At 31.8% G+C, this 16687-nt stretch carries 12 protein-coding genes; 9 read left to right on the top strand and 3 right to left on the bottom strand.

Going from position 1 to position 16687, the window contains the following annotated elements; all coding sequences use genetic code 11:
• Positions 1-126 precede the first annotated feature (126 nt).
• Complete coding sequence (locus Q0739_RS10450; protein ID WP_298238674.1) at positions 127-939, top strand: M28 family peptidase; 813 nt, start codon at positions 127-129, stop codon at positions 937-939.
• On the opposite strand, the gene Q0739_RS10445 is transcribed toward Q0739_RS10450, so the two are convergent.
• Positions 936-4358 carry a hypothetical protein gene (locus tag Q0739_RS10445; protein WP_298238673.1) on the bottom strand — a complete coding sequence of 1141 codons (3423 nt, stop codon included), beginning with the start codon at positions 4356-4358 and terminating at the stop codon, positions 936-938. The two genes, Q0739_RS10450 and Q0739_RS10445, sit on opposite strands and share 4 nt — an antisense overlap.
• Before the next feature lie 274 nt (positions 4359-4632).
• Here Q0739_RS10445 and Q0739_RS10440 point away from each other — a divergent pair, with 274 nt between their 5' ends.
• The 7 genes from Q0739_RS10440 to Q0739_RS10410 all read left to right on the top strand — a co-directional run bounded on the left by Q0739_RS10440 (position 4633) and on the right by Q0739_RS10410 (position 13285).
• A complete protein-coding gene (locus tag Q0739_RS10440) occupies positions 4633-5415 on the top strand; it encodes an exodeoxyribonuclease III (RefSeq protein WP_298238672.1) in 783 nt (260 codons plus the stop codon).
• 38 nt (positions 5416-5453) lie between these two features.
• Positions 5454-6410, top strand: a complete 957-nt coding sequence (locus Q0739_RS10435) for an OmpA family protein (RefSeq protein WP_298238752.1) — start codon at positions 5454-5456, stop codon at positions 6408-6410.
• 264 nt (positions 6411-6674) lie between these two features.
• Complete coding sequence (locus Q0739_RS10430; RefSeq protein ID WP_298238671.1) at positions 6675-7706, top strand: aldo/keto reductase; 1032 nt, start codon at positions 6675-6677, stop codon at positions 7704-7706.
• Between the two features lie 235 nt (positions 7707-7941).
• Positions 7942-9066, top strand: a complete 1125-nt coding sequence (locus tag Q0739_RS10425; protein ID WP_298238670.1) for a helix-turn-helix domain-containing protein — start codon at positions 7942-7944, stop codon at positions 9064-9066.
• A 178-nt stretch (positions 9067-9244) separates the two neighbouring features.
• Positions 9245-10075, top strand: coding sequence for a CPBP family intramembrane glutamic endopeptidase (locus Q0739_RS10420; protein ID WP_298238669.1), 831 nt, complete (start codon positions 9245-9247; stop codon positions 10073-10075).
• A complete protein-coding gene (locus Q0739_RS10415; RefSeq protein ID WP_298238668.1) occupies positions 10072-12417 on the top strand; it encodes a TonB-dependent receptor in 2346 nt (781 codons plus the stop codon). The genes Q0739_RS10420 and Q0739_RS10415 overlap by 4 nt, the downstream gene beginning before the upstream one ends.
• Before the next feature lie 58 nt (positions 12418-12475).
• Complete coding sequence (locus tag Q0739_RS10410) at positions 12476-13285, top strand: head GIN domain-containing protein (protein ID WP_298238667.1); 810 nt, start codon at positions 12476-12478, stop codon at positions 13283-13285.
• Between the two features lie 48 nt (positions 13286-13333).
• Here Q0739_RS10410 and Q0739_RS10405 read toward each other — a convergent pair whose 3' ends face one another.
• Together Q0739_RS10405 and Q0739_RS10400 are read right to left on the bottom strand one after the other, a co-directional pair.
• Positions 13334-14878 carry a ribonuclease E/G gene (locus Q0739_RS10405; RefSeq protein WP_298238666.1) on the bottom strand — a complete coding sequence of 515 codons (1545 nt, stop codon included), beginning with the start codon at positions 14876-14878 and terminating at the stop codon, positions 13334-13336.
• Between the two features lie 317 nt (positions 14879-15195).
• Positions 15196-15486 (bottom strand): HU family DNA-binding protein, encoded by a 291-nt coding sequence (locus Q0739_RS10400; RefSeq protein ID WP_019386001.1) that lies wholly within the window; start codon positions 15484-15486, stop codon positions 15196-15198.
• A 141-nt stretch (positions 15487-15627) separates the two neighbouring features.
• Here Q0739_RS10400 and mutY point away from each other — a divergent pair, with 141 nt between their 5' ends.
• On the top strand, positions 15628-16671 hold the full coding sequence (gene mutY / locus Q0739_RS10395; RefSeq protein WP_298238665.1) for an A/G-specific adenine glycosylase: 1044 nt from the start codon (positions 15628-15630) through the stop codon (positions 16669-16671).
• Positions 16672-16687: the final 16 nt, after the last annotated feature.

Below are 16687 nucleotides of genomic sequence, written 5' to 3'. Positions count from 1 at the left end.
AAAAAATGTATCTTGGGCAATTCATTAGAATACTTATAAATGCCTAAAATATATTACCTCTTACTGGCTTGTTTTTTATCTGTGAATTTTAGTTCCTCTCAAAGTTGTTTCAGTAAATCATCTTTGTTGCAACATGTTAAGACATTATCATCTGATAGTTTTGAAGGAAGAAGGACAGGAACTGAAGGTGCTATTAAAACAAAAAAATATATCATAAATCAGTTTTATAGTTTAAAAGTTAAGCCATTAGGCAAGACCTTTGAGCAATCATTTTCGTTCTCACAACATAGAAGGGACTATAAAGGTGTTAATGTTTTAGGGTTTATTAAGGGAACTTTAAAACCAGAAAAGTATATTGTTATAAGCGCACATTATGACCACGAGGGTGTTAAACATGAGCGTATTTATAATGGTGCAGATGATAATGCTTCTGGCGTATCTGCCTTATTTAGTTTTGCGGAGCATTTTCAAGAGCATCCACCTAAGCATTCAGTAATATTAGCTGCTTTTGATGCTGAAGAATTAGGGCTACAAGGTTCGAAGTATTATGTAAAACATCCTGTAGTTCCATCGAAACAAATTATTGCTAATGTTAATATGGATATGATTAGTAGAAGTGATAAAAATGAATTGTTTGCGGTTGGTACTTCATTTAATGAAAATTTAAAAAGTATCGTTAAAAGTTATAAATCAACCTGTGGGAAAGTTAAACTTATAGCTGGACATGATGGATACGATGGCTTAGATAATTGGACATATTCTTCAGACCATGCATCATTTTATAAAGCGGGTATCCCTTTTCTTTATTTTGGTGTTGAAGATCATGAAGATTATCATAAACCTACCGATGATTATGAAAATATTCATCCAGAGTTTTATACCGAAGCTGTTAATGTTATTATCTCTGTTTTCAAGAAAATAGATAATTCATCATTTTAAAAATAAGCTTTCAACTGTATTGAACCTGTATGTATTGTTTTACTGGTTTCCGTTTTTCTTCCAAAATAGCTAATATTAAGATCTAAGAAATTTGTTAGCTTTTTTTGAGCCAATAAAGTCCAAGTAAAGTTTTTTCCTGGTTGCAATCCTTCTAACATTTGGTAGGCAACAGGTGTGTTAGCGTTACCAGAAAAGTTGTTTGAAAAATAATTAACTTCTCCATTTATAGCGCCTTTTTCATTTTTCGAAAAATTAAACGAAACACCATATTTTTGTTGAGTTAGTGACTCTAGATTACCAATGGTATTGTCTTTGTTTGCGTGTTCATAGAATACATCGAACCTTGAATTATCACTAAATAAATAAGAAAGTTTTGGGTTCAATCTAGTTTCATCAAAATTATAGTTTCTACTGGCAAAATTTTCGCTGACACTTTCATTATTATCAAAACTTGATGTTAGCGTAATGAGCCAACTTTCAGCTATTTTATGGTTAAAATTAAATTGATGACTTTTTAAATTGTTTTCAATAAAGCCAATAGATAAAACATTTCTTGATTTATTGGATAGATATGTGTAAGACGTTGTATAGCGTTGTTTTCCACGATTATAAAAAAGAACATTTCTAAAATTTAATTGAAGTGCCAATTGATTATCTGGATTGTTTTCAAAAGGATTCAAATTAAAACTTGTACCCTCACGCTTTAACTTTCTATCAATTAAATAACTTGTTTGGCTATAAAAATGAGACCAGAATTTTTGAGATTTTTTTTCACTTCCGGACCATTGGGTTGGATTAATTGTAAGCGTTTGACTTAACCTATTTTGGTGTGTTTTTATAAAAACACGATTAGGTAACAACACACGTATATATTTACCTTCATCTTGAAATTGTGCTATTTCAAATTCTTCTAATTCTTGTATGCCATTGTTGTTATAATCTATCCAAGTATAAATACCCTGTCCAGTTTCTACTTCAACATAGGTGAAATCTTGTTGTGGAAGTGTGCCAGAATTGGTTTCGAAAATGGTATTCCAAATGATAATTTGATTAAAAAGTTTTTGGTTATACTGTAGCCTAGAATTTATAGATTGTTCGTCGTTTACACCAGCATCCGCACTTTGTAAATTCCTGTAGTTAGCATATAATGAAAGATTGGTTTGCTTATTTTTTATTAATCTAGAATCTAAATAAAAGGTGTTAGAAGTATTTACTTTTTTAAGTTCGTTATTTCTTATACTATCATTTACACGGTTTTTGTAGCCTACTTGAACAAAAACTTTAGTGCTATCTCCAACACCAGAAAAAACCTCATAGGATTTGAATTTTTGACTAAGAGGCGTTAATGTTTGCGTAGCAATATCTTCTTGTTCATTATCTTCAATAGCCAATTTTGTGCCAACCCATGATTTTTTAAAACTGTAGGATAATATGTTTTCAGATCTTAAGAAAGTGGAAGTATTTTGATTTGATTTTGCAGATAAAAAACTAGAATTAGATCGAAATAAAAATTTATTTAAAATCAAATTAGCACTAGCGACATGTCTATTACCATTGAAGCCTTCAGAAAAATTCAAATGTTCAAATTGGTAAGTCAAATTGCCTTTTTTTGGATGATAAGCTTGTAAACCAGAATAGATTAATTTTTGATTTCCTAAACCAATAGCTATTTGATTACTTGTTGGCTGTTGGTCTAAATTCCAATCTCTATTAAATTCTGGATTATATAAGCCTTGGATATTTCTATAATTAGACTCAATAAAATCACTGTCAATAAAAGCTTTTAATATCCAAGAACTATCTTGCTTAACAATGGCTTGTTCAACTTTAAGTTTTCCAGCAAAACCTTCATTGTCATCATCACCAATATCAGAAAATAAATTTAGGTCGTTTTTACTTCCGGAAGCTTCAAAGCTAATATTGGTTTTATCATTTGGTTTGTATTCACCATTTAAAACTGCAATTTGAAGTTGTGTTGGAGCAACTAGCTGTACAACAGGTGCATAATTACCTTGTGAAACGCCAGCATATTCGAATATATTATTAATGGCATTAATACTACTTAAGTTATAGTCGCCTTGATTATCGCCAACGAAAGTAAATGTTACTCTATAAAGGTCATCTTCTGGGTTATTAGAAAAAACAAAAGCTTCAGCGCCATTAATGAGCTCTTTTTTGTATAATATTCTGTTTTCGTTTAGTGTCTCTAAAACTTCAGAAGGGGCTACCATTAAGTTTCTGTCATCTCCTGCTTCAGACAATATTTGCACTTGTTCTTCTGAAAGATTCTGCTGTAATGGTTGATTTTTAGAATCGTTTTCAGAATATACAGAAACACCAATTTTCAGCTTTTCGGTTTCATAATTCCCACCACCATAAGCTACCAAACGAGAATAATTGCGATCACTAAATTGATAATCTACCGTAATACGCATCTCGGAAGTAATAGGAAAGGTAGAATTAAAAATAATTTCTCCAGCGTTATAATCGATAATATAGTCTTTGTCCTCGCCTCTTTCAACAGTAACACCATTTACGTAAACGGTTTCACTACCAGATACTATAAGTACAAATAATTCGCCGTTTTGTCCTTGCAGCTTATAAGGACCTTGGTTTCCTTCTTGAGCTGTAAATTGACTTGTAGTAAATTGACCTCTAACTAATGCGCCAGCAGCAAACACATTGGTTTGTTGCTCACTACCTAATTTGGCATTAATAAAAAGCCCTTGAACACGTTTAGAAAACTCGGCAAAATAGGAATTTGAGTTTTGTAAATCGATGTCTCCAGCACGAATGTTCCAGCGGTTGCTAAAAAGTTCTATAAATACTTGATCGAATTCATCTAACCGTTGCGAATAGCCACTTTCTTGTAGGGGTATATTAGCATCTTGAATTGAAGCCCTAAGGGATACTTTGTCGTTAAGCTTTCCTGTAATTTGAAGGTCAAGTTCGCTATTTAAAACAGAATTTTGATTATTACCAACGGTAACACCACGCGAGATACTTCCAGAGGTAGTTAAGCCATCAAAAGGAATGAAACTCTTGGAAATATTAGATTCAGAAAGTTTGTAAAGCTTTTGAAGATTATCGGTATTCTCAACAATAATATTCTCATCCAATTGCTTATAAGTTTTGGTAAGAAAATCTGGAAATTTTAAATAATTTATTGTTAAAGAATCTGTCTCTAAAGGTTTTTTAAAGGTTAAAATACTTTTAGTAAAATCAACATGATAAAATGAAGTGTCGATTATAGTGCCTTGTTTGGTTTTAAGTTCAAAATAATTGGAGTTAATACTAACACTATCTATTTTAATCGAATCCTTTACAGCAATTTTCTTGGTTTTATAGTTTGAAGTTTTACTTTGAGCAGAAACACAAAAACTAAGTAGAAAAAGAAAAAAAGTAACTATAAATTTCATTTGATACTTAAACTGTATTTCGTTTAAAATATTTTGTTGATAGCTTCGTTAAAACTCCTGATATATTTAATAGTGTAAATGTAACGCATTATTTATTTTAGCTGAAATTAACTTCTTGATTAAAAAGAAAGTTAAAGACATTGAATTTAATATGTCAAGTTGAGCTTATCGAAACGGGTTTTGATTTATTAGTGAGTTAAAATATTTCGACAAGCTCAATATTATATAGAATCTTACTTTTTAGACAGTCTGATTCTAAAAATTTAACTAAAAAATGAAAATAATATCCTATAACGTAAACGGTATTCGTGCAGCCATTAATAAGGGTTTTATCGATTGGTTAATTAGCGCCAACCCAGACGTAATATGTTTACAAGAAATTAAGGCGTTAAAAGAACAGTTAGATTTGAGTCTTTTTGAAGAGGCAGGCTATAAATTCCATTATTGGTTTAGTGCACAAAAAAAAGGGTACAGTGGCGTAGCTATTTTAAGCAAGATAGAACCTAACCACGTTGAATATGGTACAGGAATAGAATCTATGGATTTTGAAGGGCGTAATATACGTGCCGATTTTCCTGCCCGTTCCGCAGGCGGTGATAGTGTATCTGTTATGAGCTTATACTTACCATCTGGAACAAATGATGCAAGGTTGAATCATAAGTTAGAGTATATGGATATGTTTCAGGACTATATTAACAATCTAAAAGCAGATATTCCAAACTTAGTAATTTGTGGCGATTATAATATTTGCCATGAAGAAATGGATATACATAACCCTAAAATGAAAGGCGTCTCAGGCTTTCTACCTGTAGAACGCGAGTGGATAGGTAGTTTTATTAAAAGCGGGTTTATTGATTCTTTTCGTTATATAAACCCTGAATTACAACAGTATAGTTGGTGGAGTTATCGTGCCAATGCCAGAGCAAATAATAAAGGTTGGCGATTAGATTATGCCATGGTGTCTAAACCATTACAAGAAAGTATTACAAGAGCCGTTATACTGTCTGAAGCAAAACATAGCGACCATTGCCCTATTCTAGTAGAAATTGAAAATTAATAGTATTTATAAAACAATAACAAATGAACCCGAATAAAATGATTAAAAAAAGCGTATTCACATTATTAGCACTTGTCGTTTTAGCATCTTGTGTTTCTCCAAAAGTATATAAAGAATTAGAGGCGAAATATGCCAATCTAAAAAACGAAAACAGAAAACTTTCTAATGAAAATGAAACCTTATTAAGCGCAAAAAATGCAGCAGAAAACGAATTAAAACAAATTCAAGCAGCTTATGAGGAGGCACTTGCAAATCGCGATAAGTTACAAGCCGATTATAGCGCAATCAAGGCAAATTATGATAATTTAAAATCATCTTACAATGCATTAGAAGCTAACAGTTCTGCAGCTATAGCAGAGAACTCGAAAAAAAATAGAGAGTTATTGGCGCAACTTGAAGCAAAAGAACAAGCTTTAGCAGCAGAAAACGCACGCTTAGAAAAGCTTAAAAAAGAATTAGAAGACCGTTCTAACCGCGTAGCAGAATTAGAAAACGTTATTGCCTCTAAAGATGCGGCAATGACAGCTTTAAAAGATGCTATTTCTAGAGCACTAACCGATTTTGAAGGCAAGGGTTTAACCGTAGAACAACGCGATGGGAAAGTCTACGTTTCTATGGAAAATAAGTTATTGTTCAGTTCTGGTAGTTGGGCAGTAGGCAGTGAAGGTCGAAGAGCAGTTGAACAATTGGGCAATGTATTAGGAGATAATCCAGATATCGCAGTGTTAATTGAAGGACATACAGATAATGTTCCATACAAAGGTTCGGGTCAATTAAGTGGTAACTGGGATTTATCGACCAAACGAGCTACAGCTATTGTAAACATATTACGAGAAAATGCGACTATTAATCCAGAAAATCTAACAGCTGCTGGTCGAGGCGAATTTGCACCAATTGCTTCAAACGATACTGCTAATGGTAAAGCCAAAAACAGACGTATTGAAGTTATTTTAACACCAAAGTTAGATGAACTTTCTAAGCTGTTAAGCGAGTAGAATAAGAAAAAGTATTAGGGCGTTACCACAAGGGTCGGGCTTTCACTACTCGCTTCCTCCTACGTCGGCGAGCTCAAACAGATCGTTCAATCCCTAACGCATAAAAAACCTTTAAAAGCTAATTAGCTTTTAAAGGTTTTTTATCTTTACGTTTCTTGTAAAAGAAAATCGATTTGTCATTCCTGCGCAGGCAGGATTCCACAATTAAGTTTTAAGTTCCAATTAAAAAGATTCCCGCCTTCGCGAGAATAATAAAAATAAAATATGAAATACACAACCATCCCAAACACCAACATAAAAGTTAGCAAAATATGTTTAGGTTCTATGACTTGGGGAAATCAAAATACCGAGGCCGAAGGACACGAGCAAATGGACTATGCCATAGACCAAGGTGTTAATTTTATTGATACTGCCGAATTATATCCTGTTCCTGCCACAGCCGAAATAAGTGGTCGAACCAGTAAAATAATTGGGACATGGTTAAAAAAATCGGGGAATAGGGATAAAGTTATTATCGCCTCTAAAATTGCAGGCGGAGGAGATTATACAGCACACATCAGAACCACAGGATTTAGTCCAGCTTCCATAAAAGAAGCGATTGATTTAGAACTAAAAAGATTACAAACCAATTATATAGATTTATATCAACTCCATTGGCCAGAGCGAGATACCAATAGATTTGGAATTAGAGATTTTAAGCTTGACACCAAATGGGAAGATAATTTTAACGAAGTACTACACAGTTTAGATGCTGAAATTAAAGCAGGTAGAATAAGAAACATAGGAATCTCGAATGAAAACTCATGGGGAACCATGCGTTATTTAGAAGAATCTAAAAACCATAATCTACCAAGAGTAGCAACGATACAAAATGCCTACTCCATGCTAACAAGAACTTTTGAAACTGATTTAGCAGAAGTATCTTTAAGAGAAAATGTTGGCCTGTTAGCCTATTCCCCAATGGCTTTTGGGGTACTTTCTGGAAAATATATAAAAGGAACTGCAGAAGATAATGCACGCCTAAAATTATTTCCAAGGTTTGCTAGATATAGCGGAGATACAGCCACTGAAGCAGCAAAACACTACTTAAAAATAGCAGAGGATAATAATATGTCTTTAGCACAAATGAGTTTAGCATTTGTAAACCAGCAACCTTTTGTAACTAGTAATATTATTGGCGCTACTAATTTAGAGCAACTTAAGGAGAATATTGACAGTATAAATATTACATTAAGTGATGATGTATTGGCTCAAATAAACGCAGTACATAATGTAATTCCTAATCCGGCACCATAACTATTTCATACTGAATTAATTTCCAATTATGCTACTGCTTGCTCCACTTAGTGGTGGTGGGGCGGTTCATGAGACTATACCTAATCCAGCTAGTTGATTGTTGACTTTATGAAAACCCTTTTTATCTATTTATAACATATTACATAAAATTAAATACAAATTATAAGTATCTTTAGATAGGTGTCTAAATGTAAAATCTGAATAAAAAACATGATTATTATAAGATAACTTTAGTATGGCAATTGTATTAAATATTGGTATTGTACTATCTTTCTTTTTAGGGGTTCTTTTATTTTCAAAAAAGGACAAAGTCCTTACTGATAATATTTTATCGCTTTGGTTGGTTGCTATCGGCATTCATTTAACAAGCACCTATATATACAACAAAGGGTATTGGGAGATTTACCCACACCTAATTGGAATTACTGCACCATTACCGTTTTTGTATGGACCGTTTCTATATTTATATGTTTCGTATTCCATAAAAAGTAAAAATCGTTTACGAAAAACAGATTATTTACACTTTGCTCCAGCATTGCTTTCCTATTTGTACATGATACCATTTTATTTTTTCTATACAGCCGAAGAAAAAGTACAAGTTGATAAAGGTTTGGTTAATGATCATAACCTTTTTTCTAATCTTCTTCTTCTTGGTTTTATTTTATCAGGAATAGGCTATTCGGTATTGTCTTATCGAAAACTTGTGCAACGCGAGCGGGTTGTAGAAGAGAATTTTTCATATAGTAACCGTATTAATTTGAACTGGTTGCGCTATGCTATTTTGGGAATTGTATCTATTTTTATAACTGCTGCTTTAGTGTCTATTTTGCGTGAAGTAGTTGGTTTTCAGTTTCCGTTCAATGCCGATATTTTGTTTTATTCAATTATTGTTGGTTTTGTCGTTTTTGTTGGATATTCGGGAATACGGCAACAAGATTTATTTTCGAATACAAAGTTAAACGAAGAAGAGCTTGTTAAAACAGTGAGTTTGTATAAAAAATCAAGCTTAAAGATTGAGGTAGCTAAAGAGAAGCATGATAAATTATTACAGTTGATGAATGATGATAAGCCTTTTTTAAACCCGAAACTTACGTTAACTGAACTTGCAAAAAGATTATCCATATCAAACAACCATTTATCCCAAATTATCAATCAGTATGAAGAAGTAAACTTTCATGATTTTGTAAATAAGTACAGAGTAGAAGAATTTATATTAAAAGCACAGAGAAACAAAAGCTTCAGTTTACTTGGTCATGCTTATGACTCTGGGTTTAATTCTAAATCTACATTTAATAGTGTTTTTAAAAAGTTTAAATCTGTTACACCTTCCCAGTATATTACCAATTTAAAGGAACAATAAATAATTCCTATCATTCAAAAATAAATAATTTTTTGTGTGTCGTACTCCGTAAAATAATCTATTTCTAGTCCTATCCTTTACGTTCGCACTTTAAAAAAGTTCAGTCTTTCACGTTCGGGCGATTCCCCTTTGTTTATGATGAATCTTTGCATCATAAACATTTCAAAAGTGAAACGTTATGAATATCCATATTTACAAAAAATCAGGATTATTTTTTGGCTTATCAACTTTAATACCATGGGTATTGTGGTTTATCGCTGGTTATATAAGCCATATTGAAACCAGAAGTAAAGCACCTCAATTATGGTCTAGTATTGTAGCCTTTTTGGGATTATTAGCTCCAGTTATTATTACCCTTTTTCTTGCCAAAGGCAATAAACAAATGGTACATGATTTAAAGAAGCGTTTCTTTAATTTTAAAGGCATCAATTCAGTTTACATTATACTTACAATTATTCTGATGCCATTTAGCATTTTAATAGCACAAGCAGTTTCCCTTTTATTTGGTTATAGTATAGAGCAGTTCCAACTTGCAAACTCATTTTCTTTTACGTCAGGCGTTTTCCCAGTTTGGTTTATGCTCATTATTGCTCCACTTCTTGAAGAATTGGCATGGCACTCATACGGAACAGATTCTTTACGTTCACGACACAATCTTTTAAAAACATCTATTCTGTTTGCTTTATTCTGGGGGATTTGGCATTTACCACTAGCAAGCATCAATAATTATTACCATAGCAATCTAGTTGAAGAGGGTTGGATTTATTCTCTGAATTTTATTGTAAGTCTTTTTCCTTTTGTAATCATAATGAATTGGATTTATTATAAAGCCAACCGTAACATTATTCTGCCTATTCTTTTTCATATAGCAGCAGGTTTTTTTAACGAAATATTTGCAACACATCCAATGAGTAAGGTTATTCAAACCTGTTTATTAATAGTGTTTGCACTTTATATCATTCTAAACGATAAAGCATTCTTTTTTAATCAAACAAACAATATATCATGAAAAAAATATTATTAACACTTGTATGTGTAATAGGGTTTTTCGGGTTGTCTTTTTCACAAGACATCACACAAACAGTTAAAGGCAAGGTTTTTAACAAAATTACTCAAGAACCAATAGTTGGAGCAAATATTACCCTTATTGACTCTCAACCATTAATAGGAACTATGTCTAACCTCGATGGTGGTTTTCTTATGAAAAATGTGCCTGTTGGTAGACGAAGCTTTAAAGTCTCAATGCTTGGTTATGAAACTATTCATATTAATGATATTCTAGTAAGTTCAGGAAAACAAGTTTTATTTAACGTTAAACTTCAAGAAGTTGCAACACAATTAAATGAGATTGTGTTAACACCAAAAAGACAGAAAGAAAAACCTCTTAACACGATGGCAACTTTAAGCAGTCGACAATTTACTGTTGAAGAATCAGAGCGCTTTGCAGGAGGATTAAATGATCCGGCACGTTTGGTTTCTTCGTTTGCTGGAGTAGCGGCACCTTCTATTAGTAGTAATGGTATTTCGGTAAGAGGGAATAGTCCTTCAGGGCTATTATGGAGAATTGAAGGTGTAGAAATACCCAGCCCAAATCACTTTGCCGATTTAGAAATTGCAGGTGCAGGCGCTTTAACCGTATTGAGTAGTCAAGTAATGGGTAATAGTGATTTTTATACGGGTGCTTTTCCAGCAGAATATGGAAATGCTACATCTGGAGTGTTCGATATTAATCTACGATCAGGAAACGAATCGAAACGAGAGTACACTGCTCAAGCTGGAATTCTAGGTATTGATTTTGCTACTGAGGGTCCTTTTACAAAAGGGAAAGATGCTACTTATTTGGTTAATTATCGTTACTCAACATTAGCACTTATAACGCCTTTTTTACCAAGTGATGCAGGAATACTTAAGTATCAGGATTTATCATACAAAATTAAGCTTCCAACAAAAAATACAGGAACGTTTTCTATTTGGGGAATTGGGGCATATGATAGTATTGATTCTGAGGCCTTAGAGCAAGAAAAATGGGAGTCGGATGATGATAGATGGAGTTCTCAATTGAGTCAGTATTTATTAGGTTCAGGTTTAAATCATAAACTATCAATAGGTGATAAATCATTTCTTAATTCAACTTTAGCTTTTTCTGGAAATGGGATAACCTTTAAAGAGCAATACTTGGAGGATGATCTTGAAGAAACATTTCCTTCAGATTCTAAAAAAAGCACTTATAAGTTGACATTTCAATCACAGATTAATACATATTTTAATAATAATCATTACAATAGAACAGGGTTTTATGTAAATCGTTTAGGCTATGATTTGGAAATCAAAAACGGATTTGAAACACTAGATTCAACTCTCAAGACTATTGTAGATGGAAAAGGGAATTCAATGTTATATCAATTTTTTAGTCAATCAAAATTTAAGCTAAACCAAAAACTAGTATTAAATGCAGGTCTACATTTCCAATATTTCGAATTAAACAAAGATCATTCTCTTGAACCACGTATAGCATTAAAATATAACCTAAATCAAAAACAAAATTTATCATTTGCGTATGGAAGACATAGTAGAATTGAATCGCTACCAATATATTTTGTAAATGTAAACGGTAGTCAGCCTAACAAAGATTTAAAGCTAATGAAATCTAATCATTTTGTGATTTCATATGATTATATGCCTACTAACAATTTAAAAATAATTATAGAGCCTTATTATCAATCTTTAACAGATGTTCCTGTAGCTCCAACGGGTTATATATCAACGCTTAATCTTGAAAACAGTCTATTTTTTGATTATGAGTTATTAAGCTCTGGTAAAGGAAGAAATATAGGTGTCGATTTATCGCTTGAGCGTTATTTAAACAAAGGGCTTTATTATGTATTATCGGCTTCCTTTTTTGATTCAAAATATACTGCTATTGATGGAGTAGAAAGAAACACCATATTCAATAAAAACTATGTTATAAATGCATTGATTGGTAAAGAGTGGCAAGTAGGCAAAAGTAAGAACAACTTATTAAGTGCCAATATTAGACTTAATTACCTTGGCGGAAACCGAATCGAATCTATAGATGAGCAAAGGTCAATAGATAAACAAGATGTTGTTTATGGAGAAACAAATGGTGAGCTTTCATTTGCAAAAAAATTTAATGATGTGCCAATAACTTCTTTCTCAGTTTCTTTCAGAAAAAATAAGAAAAAACATGCGTCTGTTTGGTCATTACAAGTTTTAAATTCAGGACAAACTAAGGAGTTTGATAAAGATATATACAATTTAAATACTGGTCTAGTAGAAACTAAATTCAGTAAAGTCGTTATCCCAAATTTAAGTTATAAAATTGAGTTCTAGCCAATAAACAGCATTCACTATAATTACAGATAAATAAAAACAATAAATTTTAATATAAATGAAAACAAAAACTATTAAAACGAAACATGTGTATTCAGGAAAGAAAGAGAGTACAGTTTATTTGAAAAATCACAAAGAAGGATGGTCTCCTATTAATTTCCATTGGATTCCTACAGTAAAACTAAATAATGAATTAAATATAATTACAAACAAAATGAAAAACCTAGTTATTTTACCCATAGCCTTATTATTGACCTTTCTATCTTCATGCTCAAGAGATACCATTACTGGTTCAGGTAGTCTTACTTCAGAGTTTAGAAATGTTGCAAATTTCACTAAAGTTGATAGTGAAGGTGTTTTTAATGTAATAATTACACAAGGAGCTTCTCAATCTATAGAAGTAATTGCAGATGATAATATAATTAACGAAGTAAAAACCAACGTTGAAGATGATGAGTTAAAACTTTATCTTGATGATGATTATAATTATCGAGGCATTAGTCTAAAAGTCAATATTATTGTTCCAAGCATTAATAGTATTAAGAATTCTGGTATTGGAAATATTACAATAATAGATGTTGACACTATTGGGGATTTTTATGTTTATAATTCTGGCACAGGAGATATTAGTATTGAAGGGGGTGCCAAAAGCCTTACTTTAAAAAATGAGGGTAGTGGAAATTTTGAAGGACTTTTATTTACAATAAATGATTGTAATGTAAATATCATTGGAAGTGGTGATTGTAAAGTCAATTGCACTAATAATTTAAATGTTCGTATTGAAGGAAGTGGAGATGTGTATTACATAGGAGCACCAGTTATAGAGGCTAATATTTCTGGGTCAGGAAAAATAATTAATTCCAATTAAGTTAAAAAACAAAAAAACCCGCAAACATTAAAAGTAGCGGGTTTTTAATTATTTAATTTGTTTACCATTTTTATCGAAAAAATGATATTCAAGGTATGTGTAAGCATCTCTTGGTAAAACTTTAACCCATTTTTTGTGTTCAAAAAACCATTTTGAACGTACAGATGGAAAACCTTTTGTTAAAAAGGCTGCTATAAAAGGATGTGTGTTTAAAGTCAACTTTTTATAGTCTTTTTTTAATAGTCCCTCAAGATCGTGATTTATTTTTTGCACCAATCCTATGGGTGCTTCAACCTCAGAACCATTAATGCCATTAGGGTTTTCCTCTCTGGTTTTAATGTTCATTTCTGGTCGTACACGTTGTCTTGTTATTTGTATCAATCCAAATTTACTTGGAGGCAATATTTTATGTTTAGCTCTGTCATCCTTCATTTCATCACGAAGGTGGTTAAACAATTTTTGCCTGTTTGCAGCATTGGTCATATCAATAAAATCAACAACTATAATACCACCCATATCGCGTAATCGCAATTGGCGCGCCATTTCTGTTGCTGCAATTAAATTAACTTCTAATGCTGTGTCCTCTTGGTTGTTTGCTTTGTTAGATCTATTACCGCTGTTTACATCTATAACATGCAGTGCTTCGGTATGTTCAATTACCAAATAGGCGCCTTTTGCCATAGAAACGGTTTTACCAAAGGAGGTTTTAATTTGTCTTTCAATTCCAAATTTTTCAAAAATTGGATTTTTAGACTGATACAATTTAACTATTGATTCTTTTTCTGGTGCAATTTCTTGCACGTAATCTTTAATTTGATAATAGAGCTCTTCATCATCGACAGTAATTCCTGTAAAAGAGTCATTAAATATATCTCGTAAAATTGACGAGGCTTTATTCATTTCTCCTAATACTTTACTAGGGTGATGCGCTTTGTGTAGCTTTTTACACATTGCCGTCCAACGACTAAGCAAATTTTGTAAATCTTTATCTAGCTCTGCTACTTTTTTGCCTTGTGCTACTGTACGAACAATAATACCAAAACCTTGCGGTGTGATACTTTTAACCAATCGTTTTAATCGGTCTTTTTCTTCGCGGTCTTCTATTTTTTGTGAAATAGAAATGCGGCTAGAAAAAGGAACTAAAACAATATATCTACCAGCAATAGAAAGCTCGGAGCTTATTCTAGGGCCTTTAGTTGATATTGGTTCTTTTACTATTTGTACTAATAGCGACTGATTAGATTTTAAGACGTCGGCAATTTTGCCATCTTTCTCAATATCTTTTTCAAATGGGAAGTTTTTTAAAGAAAAATCTTTTAGTTTACCTGTGCTTACACGTTTTGTGAATTTTAAAAGAGAAGGTAATTTTGGACCTAAATCATGATAATGCAAAAACGCATCTTTTTCATAACCTACATTAACAAATGCAGCATTTAGTCCAGGAACAGCTTTTCGAATTTTGGCTATAAACACATCGCCAACCGAGAAGTTATTATCATCTTCATCTTTTTGTAATTCAATAAGTTTTCCATCTTTTAATAAGGCAAAATCAACATGCTCGGAACTAGATCGAATAATCAATTCTTTATCCATTTAGTTAATTTTATTCCATCACGTATTAAACATGACAGATGGATTATACATTATTTTTTATCACAGGATTTTAATCCGTGGAGTTCAAAATACACCCAAAAGGTGCTAAAAAATTATTGAACTCATTTCAAAGAACTTGTTGTTTTTAAAACCTAAAAAAGTAGTTAGTTTAACTACTTTTTTGATTTATTTTTTCTTTTTGTGACGATTAGCGCGTCTACGTTTTTTACGCTTATGCGTAGCAACCTTATGTCTTTTACGTTTTTTACCACTTGGCATAAATAGTGTCTTTTAAATTAATAATTTATTTTTAATGCTTATTTAACGTCTACATTTGTTTTAACGCCCTCTACAAAAACTTTTGCTGGCTTAAATGCAGGAATATTATGTGCAGGAATTTTAATAGTGGTATTCTTAGAAATATTTCTACCAGTTTTTTCGGCTCTAGTTTTAATTATGAAGCTTCCAAAACCTCTTAAGTATACATTATCGCCACTTTCTAAAGAAGTTTTTACTTCTTCCATAAATGTTTCAACAGTTGCTTGAACATCTCCTTTTTCAATTCCTAATTTTTCAGAAATTTTTGCTACTAAATCAGCCTTCGTCATTTTTTATATTTTATTTTTAGTTATTATATAAGTTTTTAAAGGGATGCAAATATAGGAATTTAAAATTCAATATTTCAAACCTAATTCATTAAAATTTAAGATTATAAAGGTTTATTTTTGCGTGCATATTAATTTCTATTAATGCATTTTTCGAAAATTATAATCAATTGGTATTCAATTAATAAGCGTATTTTGCCTTGGCGGCAAACGAAAGATCCTTATTGTATTTGGTTATCCGAAATTATTTTACAGCAAACACAAGTAAAACAAGGGTTGCCATATTATAAATCGTTTCTAGATAGATACCCATCGGTTTTTTATCTTGCAAGTGCAGATGAAAGTGAGGTGCTTAAATTATGGCAAGGACTAGGATATTATTCAAGAGCACGAAATTTACATGCAACTGCAAAGCATATTGTTGAAAATCTAGATGGCAAGTTTCCAGACAATTATAAAGACCTATTAAAATTAAAGGGTGTTGGCGATTATACAGCAAGTGCCATTGCCTCAATTTGTTTTAGTGAAGAAACAGCAGTAGTCGATGGTAATGTATATAGAGTCCTTTCTCGTTTTTTTGGAATTGATACACCAATTAACTCCACAAAAGGCGCTAAGGAATTTAAAAAAATAGCACAAGAACTTATTGATAAAAAGCAACCTGCTAATTTTAACCAGGCAATTATGGAGTTTGGGGCAATTAAATGTACGCCTAATAATCCAGATTGTATTACATGTCCTTTTAATAGCAAGTGTATAGCATTTAATAAAAATAGGATATCAAAATTACCCGTTAAGATAAAACCAACTAAAGCAAAAAAGAAATATTTTAATTTTCTAGTGTTTATTACTGAAGACGGAAAAACAATCTTAGAGAAAAGAGAAGGTAAGGGGATATGGCAAAATCTATATCAATTCCCATTAGTAGAAACGAATAAAAATATAGGCATTGAAGGATTTAAAGACTGTGTTAAAAATCATGATTTATTGAGGCATATTTCATATAGTCTATCTTTATATAATGAAGATGTTATTGTACATAAATTGTCTCATCAACATTTATACACAAAATTTTGGATTGTAAATGTTCCAACGCTACATACTAGTAATAAAGTAAGTATTAATAAAATTAGAGATTTTGCAGTTCCTATTTTAATAGGGAATTTTATAGAAAGCTTTAATTTTTAATAGTTTAGTTATAACA

It is taken from the genome of uncultured Algibacter sp., assembly GCF_947487605.1.
GTDB lineage: Bacteria > Bacteroidota > Bacteroidia > Flavobacteriales > Flavobacteriaceae > Algibacter_D.
This window is presented reverse-complemented; position numbering and strand designations above follow the sequence as displayed.

Excerpts from the sequence above, each read along its gene's own strand:
- Q0739_RS10445 (WP_298238673.1), bottom strand. The coding sequence starts at position 4,358 with ATGAAATTTATAGTTACTTTTTTTCTTTTTCTACTTAGTTTTTGTGTT.
- Q0739_RS10410 (WP_298238667.1), top strand. The coding sequence starts at position 12,476 with ATGAAAACAAAAACTATTAAAACGAAACATGTGTATTCAGGAAAGAAA.
- Q0739_RS10415 (WP_298238668.1), top strand. The coding sequence starts at position 10,072 with ATGAAAAAAATATTATTAACACTTGTATGTGTAATAGGGTTTTTCGGG.
- Q0739_RS10440 (WP_298238672.1), top strand. The coding sequence starts at position 4,633 with ATGAAAATAATATCCTATAACGTAAACGGTATTCGTGCAGCCATTAAT.
- Q0739_RS10430 (WP_298238671.1), top strand. The coding sequence starts at position 6,675 with ATGAAATACACAACCATCCCAAACACCAACATAAAAGTTAGCAAAATA.
- Q0739_RS10425 (WP_298238670.1), top strand. The coding sequence starts at position 7,942 with ATGGCAATTGTATTAAATATTGGTATTGTACTATCTTTCTTTTTAGGG.
- Q0739_RS10405 (WP_298238666.1), bottom strand. The coding sequence starts at position 14,878 with ATGGATAAAGAATTGATTATTCGATCTAGTTCCGAGCATGTTGATTTT.
- Q0739_RS10420 (WP_298238669.1), top strand. The coding sequence starts at position 9,245 with ATGAATATCCATATTTACAAAAAATCAGGATTATTTTTTGGCTTATCA.
- mutY (WP_298238665.1), top strand. The coding sequence starts at position 15,628 with ATGCATTTTTCGAAAATTATAATCAATTGGTATTCAATTAATAAGCGT.
- Q0739_RS10400 (WP_019386001.1), bottom strand. The coding sequence starts at position 15,486 with ATGACGAAGGCTGATTTAGTAGCAAAAATTTCTGAAAAATTAGGAATT.
- Q0739_RS10435 (WP_298238752.1), top strand. The coding sequence starts at position 5,454 with ATGATTAAAAAAAGCGTATTCACATTATTAGCACTTGTCGTTTTAGCA.